We start from the raw sequence: 12878 nt of genomic DNA, 5'->3' as shown, positions 1-12878 counted from the left end.
GCCTGACACTTAAAACGCTGAAAAAAGCGCAACTACCACCAAAGTGGCACGGAGGATTATAAAGCTAATATATTGATATTTAATCAAAATTAAACACTCATTAACAAAAACAAGATGCTTAATTTCACAGTGAACTATTTGTGGGTAGAAGGGGAAAGGAGAGGCATCGTTAACGCCAAAAATAGAAAATCGCTGTCAGACAGACTGCTGACAAATCTAAAACATCAGCCCCTGTAAATATTCAACCGCTCCCGGTACTAATATCAGCATCGGAAGCGGTCGATAAATCATCGGTAATCAGCTACGGGGCGCGCGTTGGGTCTGGTTGGAACACCTTCTGAACTCAATCCCGTTACCCTTTACGTCTCCCGTACACGCTCCACGTAATCACCACACAAACAAGATAAAACACCAAAAACAGATCCAAAGCCCCAACCGCCGACCCCGTCATATGCAGTGAGGTACCAAACGCTTTAGGAATAAAAAAACCACCCACGGCACCAATGGCAGAAATAAACCCTAACGCCGCCGCTGAATCTGTCGCTGCTTCACGCTGTGCTTCCTGATCGCTACCGCCGCGCGCCTTTACCTTTTGTACCGTAATCAAACGGAAAATTACCGAAATCATCTGAAAAGTAGAGCCACTGCCCAAACCCGCGGTCAGAAACAGTCCCATAAACACCGCAAAGAAAGCCATAAACGAACCTGATTTCCCTTCTCCCGGTAAGGTGGTAAACAGTAAAGCCACAAAGATCGCCATAAAGATAAAGTTAATCAGCGTAACCCGGGTACCACGAAAGCGGTCAGACAACATACCACCAACCGGACGGGCCAGAGCACCGAACAGCGGTCCAAAAAATGCAAAATGCAGAATATTCACATCGGGAAACTGAGTTTTTGACAACATGGCAAAACCGGCGGAAAAACCGATAAATGAACCAAAAGTTGCCAGATATAACAGGCTCATTAGCCACAGATGGCCACTCTTCAAGACCGGCAGTTGATCTTTTAACGATGCCTTAGCGGTCGACAGATCGTTCATACCAAACCAGGCCGCCAGCGTAAAAATTAGCAGTAACGGGATCCAGACAAATGCCGCATTTTGCAGCCACAGCGTTTCACCACCATCAATTGCCTGACCAGTACCACCAAAAACCGCTAAGGTAACCACTAACGGAGCAACCAGTTGCATTACGCTAACCCCAAGATTACCTAAACCGCCGTTAATTCCTAATGCACCACCCTGACGCTCTTTGGGAAAGAAAAAGCTGATATTCGCCATACTGGAAGCAAAATTAGCGCCACCAAAGCCGCACAGCAAAGAGATCAACACAAAGGTATTATAGGAAGTGGACAGATCCTGCACCGCAATCCCTAACCAAATGCAGGGGATCACCAAAATCACCGTGCTAAAAGCGGTCCAACGGCGTCCACCAAAAATAGGGATCACAAAAGAGTAAGGCACCCGCAATATGGCTCCGGAAATAGAAGGTAACGCCGTCAACATAAACAGCTGGTCTGTATTGAACTGAAACCCGACTTTATTCAGATTAATGGTTACCGCACTGAATAACATCCAGACACAGAACCCCAATAACAAACAGGGAACGGAAATCCATAAGTTGCGTTGCGCAATTTTTTGACCTGTTGTTCGCCAAAATTTCGGATCCTCCGGTTTCCAGTCCTGAATCAATGCCCGATTTCTGGGAGATTGAGTGACAGATTGGTTATTCATATAGGCCTCTTTAGTTGAATCTGATGCAAAAATTCGCAAGCTGTTTAGCCGCTACCCTAGTACCAATTTGTCAGTTATATTTGATGCACATCAAAGGGGAGACAGTAATATTTAAGCCTGAAAAACCCCGCACCCCCTTAGTGGGCACACTGTCATTCAAATAAAACCCGTTATTTATCAATACATTGAACGCTTAAGCATGTGATGGCTCATACGATTTTCATCCAACCGACTATTTGGGGGTAATCCCATATAGGTATGTGGTTTGGTGGACATTTGGTCTAAAAAGAAGCAGTAGAGATCCATTAAGGAATGATTGCCTTGTGATAAAACGTTGCCCTGTTCCCTTTTCCATTGTGAATCAGGTTATTTTACTGCTGCTAATGCTTGGCCTGCTGGGCATCGTTAGTATGTCAATTTCCAGCTGGAGAGCGGAAGCTATTCAGGGGCATGCCCACGCCATCAATAAAGCAGGCTCGCTACGAATGCAGAGCTATCGTATTCTGACTATGGTGCCGCTAAACGGTGAGAGTAAACGCTATCTGGATGAGTTAGAGCAGGATCAAAACAGCCCAATGCTCGAACAAACGGTAGAAAAGGAACAGTTAACCGCTCAACTCACCGCACTTAAAAACTACTGGCATCAGCAGCTACGCCCACAACTGGAACGCGCTCCCGGCCCTGAACAGGCCACCGCTCAGGTTATTCAGTATGTTCATCAGTTAGACGAATTAGTGCTGGCCATTGACCATAAAACAGAACAAAGCCTGATAGCGATTCGCCATCAACAAATTGCCTTTATTCTTGTTATGCTGCTGGTGATGGCTATTGCCGTTTACTATTTGCGTAACCGTTTTTTACAGCCGTGGAGCAAGCTACTGTCCATGTCTGAGTCTATCGGCCATGGCGATTTTACCCAACGTTTTAATGCCACCAGTGTCGATGAGATGGGAGTGCTCGGTGCAACGCTGAATACCATGTCTGACGAACTTTCGCAGATCTATTCCAGCCTTGAAACGCGCGTTCAAGAGAAGACCATCGAACTGCAAAATAAAAACCAAACGCTGTCATTTCTCTATCACACCAGTCAGCAACTACATACTAATCAGCCGCTCTGCTCAAGGTTGTTGTCGGTGTTGAACCAGTTTCAGAACATGACACCGTTATATAACCTGCAAATCCGACTGTATGAGAATAACGATCTCAATTATTTTCAACAGATTAGTAATGATGAACTTATTCGTCCGGAGCACTGTCAGCAGGAAAGTTGCTATGCCTGTATGACCAAACATCCCCGCTATAATGGCCCTCGCCAGACGCTCAGTTGGCGTTTAGCCGATCAACATGGGCAGTATGGGCTGATATTAGCGGAGCGCCCCATTGATATTGCCTTAACTGACGAACACCAGCAGTTGCTCAATATGCTCATTGACCAGTTGACCAGTACGCTGACGCTGGAACGGCAATCACATCAACGACAGCAACTACTATTAATGGAGGAACGTTCAGCTATCGCCAGAGAACTGCATGACTCTATTGCCCAATCCCTCTCTTTCCTGAAAATTCAGGTCAGTTGCCTGCAAATGGAAAACGCGTTTCCGGAAGAGAGCAGCACCAGACGTCTGACGGAAATGCGCAACGAACTGAACAGCGCTTATCAACTGTTGCGGGAATTACTCACCACCTTCCGCTTGCAGCTACCGGAAGCGGGGCTGCTGGCGGCACTCCAGGCTACGATTCAGGAATTCAGTGAAAAATTACACTTTCCGATCGCCCTGAATTACCGTTTGTCGTTACATCAGGTTCCCAGCCATCAGGCAATTCATTTAATACAGATAGCGCGTGAAGCACTCAATAATATCTATAAACATGCCAAAGCCACTCAGGTCAACCTTAGCCTTGAACAGCATCAGGGCAATATTCGGATGCTTATCAGTGATGATGGATGCGGGCTACCGGAAGATCACGTAAGACAGAATCATTACGGGTTAATTATCATGCGTGACCGGGCCAAAAGCCTGAACGGCAAGTTTGAAATTTACAATCGACCGCAGGGTGGAACTGAAGTCAACGTTGAGTTTACCCCCCAGCCTGCCGGGATGAGATTACCAGGAGCAACTAATGACTAACCAGACCGCCTCTATTCTATTAATTGACGATCATCCAATGATCCGCAATGGTGTAAAACAGCTGATTAGCATGGATACTTCCCTGAACGTTATCGCAGAAGCCAATAATGGTGAACAAGGCGTAGAGCTGGCGGAACAGTACGATCCGGACCTAATTCTGCTCGATTTAAATATGCCCGGTTTAAATGGCCTGGAAACGCTGGATTTGCTACGTAAACGGGAGTTATCCGGCCGTATTGTTGTGTTTACCGTCTCCAATCATGAAGATGACATTGTCTCCGCGTTAAAACGCGGTGCTGATGGCTATTTGCTCAAAGATATGGAACCCGAAGATCTGCTGGAGGCACTACGTCAGGCGGCTACCGGCCAGATGGTTTTAAGTGAAAAGTTAACGCCCATTCTGGCCGCCAGCCTGCGCACGGCTCAGCCCTCCGGCGAGCGAGACATACAGCAGTTGACTCCTCGCGAGCAGGGAATTTTAAAACTGATTGCTCAGGGGCTATCCAATAAACTTATCGCCCGTAAGCTGGATATTGCTGAAAGTACGGTAAAAGTACATGTGAAGCATCTGCTGAGAAAGATGAAGTTTAAATCCCGGGTTGAGGCAGCGGTATGGGTGTTGCAGGAGAAGGTGTTTTGATTGTATAGATTGAGTCCCAGGGATAACTAAAATAGTTATCCCTGAGATTTTAAGAAAATTAATATTAAAAGCCAGAACAGTCCAATATTTAATAAATAAAAAGCCTATCAGTAAAAAGGTAAAAATTTGTATTGCGGCATTAAATTAGCCAAAAAACTCATAATGCTAATAGAATAAAAAATATAACACACGATAAATACAGGAGATGATTTTAATACAGGCTTAATAGACTTTCGATATCCTTCTACCTGTTCTAATTCATATAGTCTGGCCATTCTGGTATCCCCTGTCAGATGATCATTAATGTCCTTTTCTATTTCTTCTTTTATCTTATAAAATTCCCTTTTATCACCAATATCTTTATTAACAAGAAATACAAAAATAAATAATAATAAAACTGCTGCAATTAGCTGAATTACAGGAACGCTCACGCTCCAACACCCCAAAGTAGAAGTGAATAACCAAATTCCTTGAATATTCGCTTGAGATCTAAACTCATTTATATGTTTACTGTAATTTTCAATATCTCTAGATAAGATATCACTTTTATTCAAATCCACAGCCATCTCCTTAACCGTAAAATAATCAATTGAATCATATCATTACGATTAATAAAAATAAAATCCATAAAAATAACAAATTATAGAACCAATATATTAATTCAGTAACCCTTCACGAAAAAGAGAAATAACTACATCAGCCTGACTATTATATGTTAAGGACTTACCCCTCTCTTTTTCATATAGCCGATGAAGCTCCTTTGGAGATAAAGTCAAGTTTCCTTTAAGAAGACGATATAAAGAAAGCGCATAAATCTTATTTTCATTATTTGAATTCGGGCAGGTCCCTTTGGGTATCCCGATAACTAAACCAGCTTCACACAATCCTAAAAATGCATGTTTAGGACATGGTTTCTTGATACTACTTTCTGAACAAGTATATTTTCTAATCTGATTATTCCATGCTATACACAAATCCTGTCCATTCAAATAATTGTTAACAACATCAATTGCTGTTTTTCCATAATTACCCATTATTGAAATTTCCATTTTAGATATGCCTGAATTTCGAATATATCAAAATAAAATTTTCAACTCTAAATATTATTCTTTTCTGTGATATGTATATCAACTGTTGTTCTAATGTAACTTATTCTTCATTTTCAACCGTATTGCGAGCTTTCTCCAAAAATTCTAAATAAACCCGATAATTATCTCATACTCCCATTGACCCTATCTCGGTACAAATATACCGTACCTTTGCTACCCGAAAACTTACGAGCAGTAAAAAAGCGAACGCCCCCACGATTCCTGACTAATCTACGACTTATAGCGCAGCGCCTCAATCAGCAGCGAAAAGGCAGTAGTATGCTGCCGACGGCTGGGATAATAGAGATAATAACCGGAGAAAGGCGCACACCATTCATCCAGTACCCTGACCAGACTGCCGTTAGCAATTTCATATTTCACGGAATCTTCCGGTACAAAAGAGATCCCCAAACCAATAACCGCCGCTTCAATACGCTGACGCAGGGCAGAGGTATACGGCCCCTATACCAATGAAGAGCTATTAGGAGAAGCCCTGTCACCACTGCGGAACAACGTCGTGATTGCAACTAAATTCGGTTTTCAGCCGGACCCTAACGGCGGACCACGATGGATAGGCCTTAACAGCCGACCTGAACACATTAAAAAAGTGGCGGAAGCCTCGCTTAACCGCCTGAAAACCGAGGTTATCGATCTGTTCTATCAACATCGGGTTGACCCGAATGTCCCTATTGAAGATGTTGCGGGTGCGGTTCAGGACCTGATTAAAGAAGGTAAAGTGAAACACTTTGGCCTGTCAGAAGCCGGCGCCGACACCATCCGCCGCGCCCATGCCGTTCAACCGGTAGCTGCATTGCAGAGTGAATACTCGCTGTGGTGGAGAAAACCGGAGCTGGAAATTCTGCCGCTGCTGGAAGAATTAGGTATCGGACTGGTGCCATACAGCCCGCTGGGCAAAGGCTATCTCACTGGAAAAATCAATGAAAGCACACCGTTTGATAGCACCGATTTTCGCAATACGCTGCCTCGTTTTACCCCTCAGGCACTGAAGGCCAATCAGGTGCTGATCGCGCTGATACATAATACAGGACCCGATGTCATGACTGGCCTGGTGCCTGATTAAACACAAAACCCCGCAGATTGGACTGCACCCCAAAAGTTGGACACCCAACTGAGTAAGGTGCAGTTTTTTATGGCACGCTATCTATTCGCTAATCCAGACGTGGCGTAACCCTAACCGGTTGCCCGCCCTGATTTATCATCTGAGATTTCCAGTAAAAACGCGGAGGTAAGTCAGAAGTCAGGGTAAACGAAGCCTGCTTCAGGAAGGTATGAACAAATCCCGCCAGCTCAACTAAAGCGAAATCTTTGCCTCCGCATATGCGAGGCCCGTGGCTAAACGAGATGCCTATACCGCTCTCTTTATCGTTAAGAGGTGAATAATCCTCATCTCTGAGGTTCAATTCAGCCGGATTTGGGTAGACATTTTTATTACGCATAATCCCAATAAACGAAATAATGATATTTTGCCGCGCGCTGATTGCGTCATTACCTATCTTATCCGCACCGATTGCCTGTCGGATAATGATCGGTATGGGGGGATACAGACGTAACGCTTCAGAAATAAAGGTCATTAACCCCGGCATTTGACTAAGCTGTTGCCAGTTAGTCGGATGAGGATGCATCATCACTTCTTGATAAAGCCGCTCCTGCTGCTCAGGGTGATTGGCTAACAGATAGCAAACCCAGCTCATGGTTGCCGCCGTTGATTCTGAGCCTGCAGCTAAAAACGCCATCAGTTCCTCTTCCAGCACGACCTGGCTGCCCGGTTCGGCTTCCGCATTGAGAATGCGCGCCAGTAACGGGTTGATACGTTCAGGATCTCTGAATATTTTTAGATCCGCGTTAACCTGACGGCGCAGTGCCCGTAGCTTAACCAACCTTCTCCGGTGTTGAGTGTTCAAGATACCCGCCGGTATAAAAGAGAACTCTGAACTGAACTCCATCAGTTCTGCAATGTTATCAATATTAATACCGGACTCTTCCAGCGAAACCTGAAAGAAATTCTCAATAAATACCGCCATAGCCATCTTACGGAATATGCCGTCATCCAGCGTTGGCTGACCAGCACAACTATCATCAATTAGCTGTGCCACCCCCTGCTGTGCATGGTGAATGGAGAGTTTGACCGTTTGCTGGTCGTCAAAACGATTTAAGAATGGCTGAGTTAAATTTTTATGCAGTTTCCAAATCTGACCATTTTCAAAAAAGCGTGATGTACCCAAAGCCTGCTTAAACCAGGCCATGTTCTTTTCATAGTTCTCATAATTACGGCGTAAAACATACTCGGCATCCTCCCTGTTTTGTACAATCAAAGTGGATACCCCATTGAGCTCAAGGGAAACGTTATTACCATTCTGCTCATCGGCTAACGAGTATAAATAATGACAAATATCCGTACTTAAGTGATGCATCTTGCCTCTTTCTTCAATAACCATATTAAATGCAGGATTAAGGATATCGACTGGCGATACCTGATGAATTGAGTCATAACGATTTTATTAATCACAGAATAGCACCCACTTCATTAGTGAAAAAGGATGATAACTCAATCTGTTTGCATATTAATAAACCATAATCATGGGATATTTTAGTTATAACAGATCAAATAAAATTCGATTAACGATAAAAATCCACTCATTTTAATCACTCTGATAACCGCCAAATGAAATCATCGCAATAAAATTGTGGCTAAAATTTAATATAAGCAAAAAATAATTTAAAAAAACCAATAAATACAATTAGATAATCAAAATAAAATATATGAAAAAACACCATTAAATCAAAGGATATTCTCAAAATATATATATCAACCCAATACTTAACGCTGTATTTATTTACTATATAGTTTCTATTAATCAGTAGTGAAAATTAATCAACCCCATTAATACCGTCGGTAATTCACAGGTCAGGTTTAATCAATTTCGTTTCTGTTTATTCGGATATCTGTCATACCGCACGACGGTCGGTAATTCATCACTATTTAAAGACGGATACGTCTGACAAGCTCATCTATTCGATTCACGTACAGAAATTAGCTTTCTATACGTGAATCGGGTTAGTTAAGATTTAGAAGTCAATTTTCAACTTAGCGTAAACACCATTTGAGGTGATATCGCTGTTGTAGGCTCCGGTATATGACACGCCAAATGATGCAGATTTGGTCACTTGCGCTTCAATACCCAGAGCGGCTCCTGCCATAGTGGAAAGCTTACCGCCCTTGATGTTAGCCACACCTGAATCCGCGAGATACATGGTTGCTTCGGCGGTATTATCTCCGGCGAAGTGCATTCCATAAAGATCTGCCTTCACGGTCATCGGCAGTTCACCAACGGTAAACGGCAAGCCACCGCGAACACCAAAGGTCGTTACCAGCAGGTTCTGATCGTCAACTTTGGTTTTGAATGCCATATCGCTAACGGTTTCAGTGTAATCATCCGATTTAATATGCATCCAGCTAAAGCCCAGATGCGGCTCAATGGAGTAACTATTGGTATTCAGCCCCAGATAAGCGGCTTCCGTGAAGATCTGGGCAATATCGGCATCCGCAGAAACTGAATTACTGCCAATATCATTCACCACTACCAGATTACGTTTGGCATCAGCATCCTGATGGGTATACATCAAACCATAACTCAGTGAAGCTACCTCGGCGAAATTGGTTATACCGTAAAGGCCCAGGTGCATATCGTTACTGTCCACTTTGTCATGCACACCGCCCTTAAACTTAGTGGAACCGGCGCCGAAGAACATTCCCATCTTAGTGCTGGCCGCAATATCTGCTTCCACACCAACCAGAGCCGCATAAAAATCCACATCCATATTGGACTGGCCATAATCCACTTCAGACCAACTGCCAATACCGGCCATCCACAGACGAGCTGAACCATCGGCCATCTCCACCTTACGGCCATTGCCTGAGCCTGCTGCCTGATCCTTAACTACCTGAGTGGTGGTCATCGAGTTAACAATGCTGGCGTTGCGTGTGTTCAGGTACATATCGCTGCCAAGAGAGTTAAAGGTATTGCGTACTTCATCTTTGGTGGCGGTTAACAGTTTATCGTAGAGGCCGCCGGAACTCAGCGCTGCGGCACTCACCGAACGCGCCAGCACTGGCGTAGTGCCCGAGGCTTCAATAGCCCGTGCAATGGCCCGACCGTTGCGGTGATTACCATAGCTGGCAAATGAAACATCATTATTGCGGCCAAAGGTGGCGGTAATGGTGTTATCGGCAATCGCCAGATCGGTTTTAAAGAAAGCATAGTCCGGAGTCACTATCGCTTTATCCGCGTCGGTTAAGGTATCCGCCGTAACGCTCCCCGTTGCGGTAATGCCATGCAGGTATGCATCGTTAAATACGTCTCTGCGGGTGGAACCCACGGTAATCATTGAGCCGTCGTTAAAGGTCAGTGCACCTACGTTGACATCTTCCCCGGCGCTGACCACATAGGTACCACCGGCGTTCACTTCAATATTGGCTTTATGACTCTCCGTTGACGCCAGCTCGCCTTTTAGCGTAAAGGCGTCGTTATAGCTGGAAATAACGCCAAACTGGCCGCCATTTACCCTCACTTTGCCATCGCCAAACGATTCGGTGAAGCCATACAATGAGCCACCTTCGACAGTAGTGCCACCGGCATAGGTATTATCACCGGTCATCACCAGCGTACCTGAGCCCTGTTTCACCAGTGAAGCAATATAGGAACCCGCATCAATTTTGGCCTGAATCGCGGCGGCGCGTTTATCGTAGTACTCCTGACGCCATTTTTCTGCATCCGCCAGATCGATAATGTGATCCGTTGGATCGTTATTACCGTCGCTGACAACAAAATCATCCCCCAACTCATAGTCGCCACCGGCAGCAATTCCGTTGGCCTGATAGGCTTGCAGCCACGCCAGATCCTCTTGCTGGCGAGCATCCAGTCCGGTTTGGCTAATGTCGTTACTCCAGACATCTAACGGGGTAGTCGCCATGTTGTACTCAAATTTACTCAGGAACTGACCCGGACCGTACATACCCTTATCCAGATCCGGAATACCCCAGCCGTAACGGACATCAGGTACACCCTCTGCTGCGGTCCAGCCATTTAATACACTGCCGTCCGGATTCAGATGATTAGCGGTGGTAAACATCACATCACGTACCTGAAGCGCACTCATGTCCTGATAGCGGGAAAGCAGAACCCCCATTGCCCCGGCAACATGAGGGGCTGACATAGAGGTACCGGATGAATTTCCCCAACCGGCGGCACCGGTAGCAGAATCCACCGTAGTGGAATATATCACGCTGCCCGGAGCCACTACGGTCCACCATTTGGCATCACCAGCTTCGTTCCAGGTATAGGAGAGAGCGTAGTTATCGGTTCCGGTTACGCGCTGTAAACCGGCCACCGCAATCCAGTGCTGTTCAGCCTCCGGATTAAAATAGGGGTAAAGTGCACGATAGAATGGGTTAGCATAATCACGGTTGCCGGTGGTAAATATTTGCACTACCGTAGTGTCTTTCACCGCATCATAAGCGGCATCAACAAATGATGGGTTATCACCGTACATTTTGTTGAAGTAGAAATACTCATATTCTGACTGATTGATATTATTCGCTGGCAGGTGAACGCCGGTATTTCCGTTGTCGCTCCCGGTGGTTTTCCGGTCAACAATGCGAATATTGGTACCCCAGCTGTTATTGATGACTTCAGCACCGGCATCCACCATCGCTTTCCAGCCGGTATAGAAGTACTGGTAATCCTGGAATGGGCCATAGTTATTACTATCAGTGCCCCCGTTGTTACCGACATAAATATCGGAACCCCAGGCAACGCCATGCATACCTTCACCATCCCTGTTGGCACCGACAGTGCCGGTTACATGAGTACCGTGTCCATCATTCAGGCCCAATACCCATTCACCGGTGATATCAAAGGCTTCACCTTTTACATAAGCGCCCTGCTGGCCTCCTGTTGCCACCTGTGGATAGCGTAAACCAGAAGATCCATATACCCCGGAGGCATGAACCGCATGAAAGCGCTCGCCATTCAAATCAGAATGTTTAAACAACAGCGCCCCGGAGTCCATTACGCCAACTCTGACACCCTGCCCGTAATAACCTAAGGCATAGGCACTTGACGCTTTCATCGCCTTCAGTCCCCAGTCTTTAGCGTATTCCTCGGTTTCCCAACTGGCTTTATCACCAATTTGTCCGGGTTCGATATAGGCTGCCGTTGCCCCTCCCGTCATTGATAAGGTTGCCGCAGCAATAGCTAAAGCAACCGCAGACTTGGTTAACCCTGTGGTTTTTTCCTGTTTTTTATTAGTTGTAAACGATTTTTGGTGAGCACTATCAAAAAATGTCTCGAACATCGTATTCATATAAAAATTCCTTCAAGCGAGGCTTATATAAACGTTTCTGGTTAATGGCAGCTGTGCCACTTTCTATTTTGATTAAACGCGGTACCAAACTACGGCGATAAGTTTGCCCACTTATTGATTGGTTACATATTGATAAATATCAACATACTTTTTTACACTTTACGGATAGTTTCAATTTTGTGATGTGCTTCTTGTATTGAAATTTACGATATTTATATTGATGATTTTGTTTTTTATTGGTTATTTTGTTTGGTTATTCATTACCAAATGGGATATATCACGATAGAAATGTGTTGTTTTTAAGTAACAGGAGTGGAATTCAGAGTGAGTAGGTTTTGTGTGTAAATGATGTTGTGCTGTACTCAATTATTGTGCGACGGGCGAGCACCTTTAACACCGCTGTGCCTTCACACCCAAACAAGCGAAGTGACTGCGATAAATTAAAATATTCCCTGTTTATTACGGGAGAGCTGGCAAATCTGACAGCTGATTATTATCAAATGCTTATGCCATAACATACCTTTTCATACGAGGAAGATGATTATGGTCAGAGCTAAACGTAATAATATGATGATCGCCCTTATTGTTATTGTCGTTGTTGGTTTCATCTTTAAATCAGAGAAACCAACCACTTCAGATAAATCATCACCTCATACCACAGCCACTGCTTTATTATCGCGGCCAAACCACTTCAGCACCGCCTGAAATTCAGTTAGTTACGCAATATGTCAGTGCCAAAAAACTTAATGTGCGCAGTTCCCCAAATGGGAAAGTTATTGCTTCGCTGAAACAAGACCAGAAAGTATTGATTCATGAGCAAAGAGATAGTTGGTCAAGGATAACGCCGGATACAGAACCCGCCAGATGGGTACCCTCTTCTTTACTGTGCAATACTGATAACT

At 44.7% G+C, this 12878-nt stretch carries 8 protein-coding genes and 2 pseudogenes; 4 read left to right on the top strand and 6 right to left on the bottom strand.

Annotated features, from left to right (window positions below):
• Positions 1-352 precede the first annotated feature (352 nt).
• Positions 353-1735, bottom strand: coding sequence for a NarK family nitrate/nitrite MFS transporter (locus tag LPW36_RS05435; RefSeq protein ID WP_230608419.1), 1383 nt, complete (start codon positions 1733-1735; stop codon positions 353-355).
• Between the two features lie 326 nt (positions 1736-2061).
• Between LPW36_RS05435 and narX the strand changes: the two genes are divergently transcribed.
• Together narX and narL are read left to right on the top strand one after the other, a co-directional pair.
• Positions 2062-3864: a nitrate/nitrite two-component system sensor histidine kinase NarX gene (gene narX, locus LPW36_RS05430; RefSeq protein ID WP_230608474.1), complete on the top strand. Its 1803-nt coding sequence runs from the start codon at positions 2062-2064 to the stop codon at positions 3862-3864.
• On the top strand, positions 3857-4504 hold the full coding sequence (gene narL, locus LPW36_RS05425) for a two-component system response regulator NarL (protein ID WP_230608417.1): 648 nt from the start codon (positions 3857-3859) through the stop codon (positions 4502-4504). Before narX ends, narL begins: the two co-directional genes overlap by 8 nt.
• 107 nt (positions 4505-4611) lie before the next feature.
• Here the strand turns inward: narL and LPW36_RS05420 are convergent, their stop codons facing one another.
• The 3 genes and pseudogenes from LPW36_RS05420 to LPW36_RS05410 all read right to left on the bottom strand — a co-directional run.
• A complete protein-coding gene (locus LPW36_RS05420; protein ID WP_230608415.1) occupies positions 4612-5070 on the bottom strand; it encodes a hypothetical protein in 459 nt (152 codons plus the stop codon).
• A gap of 90 nt (positions 5071-5160) precedes the next feature.
• Positions 5161-5553 carry a DUF6979 family protein gene (locus tag LPW36_RS05415; protein ID WP_230608413.1) on the bottom strand — a complete coding sequence of 131 codons (393 nt, stop codon included), beginning with the start codon at positions 5551-5553 and terminating at the stop codon, positions 5161-5163.
• A gap of 270 nt (positions 5554-5823) precedes the next feature.
• Positions 5824-6042: pseudogene (locus LPW36_RS05410) on the bottom strand (LysR substrate-binding domain-containing protein); the annotation flags it as partial.
• Here LPW36_RS05410 and LPW36_RS05405 point away from each other — a divergent pair.
• A pseudogene (locus LPW36_RS05405) lies at positions 6038-6646 on the top strand (aldo/keto reductase); the annotation flags it as partial. The pseudogenes LPW36_RS05410 and LPW36_RS05405 sit on opposite strands and share 5 nt — an antisense overlap.
• 115 nt (positions 6647-6761) lie before the next feature.
• Here LPW36_RS05405 and LPW36_RS05400 read toward each other — a convergent pair.
• Positions 6762-8024: a cytochrome P450 gene (locus LPW36_RS05400; protein WP_230608411.1), complete on the bottom strand. Its 1263-nt coding sequence runs from the start codon at positions 8022-8024 to the stop codon at positions 6762-6764.
• Positions 8025-8679: 655 nt separating this feature from the next.
• On the bottom strand, positions 8680-11976 hold the full coding sequence (locus tag LPW36_RS05395) for a S8 family serine peptidase (RefSeq protein WP_230608409.1): 3297 nt from the start codon (positions 11974-11976) through the stop codon (positions 8680-8682).
• 543 nt (positions 11977-12519) lie between these two features.
• Between LPW36_RS05395 and LPW36_RS05390 the strand changes: the two genes are divergently transcribed.
• Complete coding sequence (locus LPW36_RS05390) at positions 12520-12681, top strand: hypothetical protein (protein WP_230608408.1); 162 nt, start codon at positions 12520-12522, stop codon at positions 12679-12681.
• Positions 12682-12878: the final 197 nt, after the last annotated feature.

This window comes from Limnobaculum eriocheiris (genome assembly GCF_021010575.1).
Classification (GTDB): Bacteria; Pseudomonadota; Gammaproteobacteria; order Enterobacterales; family Enterobacteriaceae; genus Limnobaculum; species Limnobaculum eriocheiris.
Note: the sequence above shows the minus strand (reverse complement) of the source record. Positions and strands in the feature narration are given on the sequence as shown.

Bases quoted from the DNA above. Each gene is read 5' to 3' on its own strand.
- narL (WP_230608417.1), top strand. From the start codon at position 3,857: ATGACTAACCAGACCGCCTCTATTCTATTAATTGACGATCATCCAATG.
- LPW36_RS05420 (WP_230608415.1), bottom strand. From the start codon at position 5,070: ATGGCTGTGGATTTGAATAAAAGTGATATCTTATCTAGAGATATTGAA.
- LPW36_RS05400 (WP_230608411.1), bottom strand. From the start codon at position 8,024: ATGCATCACTTAAGTACGGATATTTGTCATTATTTATACTCGTTAGCC.
- LPW36_RS05390 (WP_230608408.1), top strand. From the start codon at position 12,520: ATGGTCAGAGCTAAACGTAATAATATGATGATCGCCCTTATTGTTATT.
- LPW36_RS05395 (WP_230608409.1), bottom strand. From the start codon at position 11,976: ATGAATACGATGTTCGAGACATTTTTTGATAGTGCTCACCAAAAATCG.
- LPW36_RS05415 (WP_230608413.1), bottom strand. From the start codon at position 5,553: ATGGAAATTTCAATAATGGGTAATTATGGAAAAACAGCAATTGATGTT.
- LPW36_RS05435 (WP_230608419.1), bottom strand. From the start codon at position 1,735: ATGAATAACCAATCTGTCACTCAATCTCCCAGAAATCGGGCATTGATT.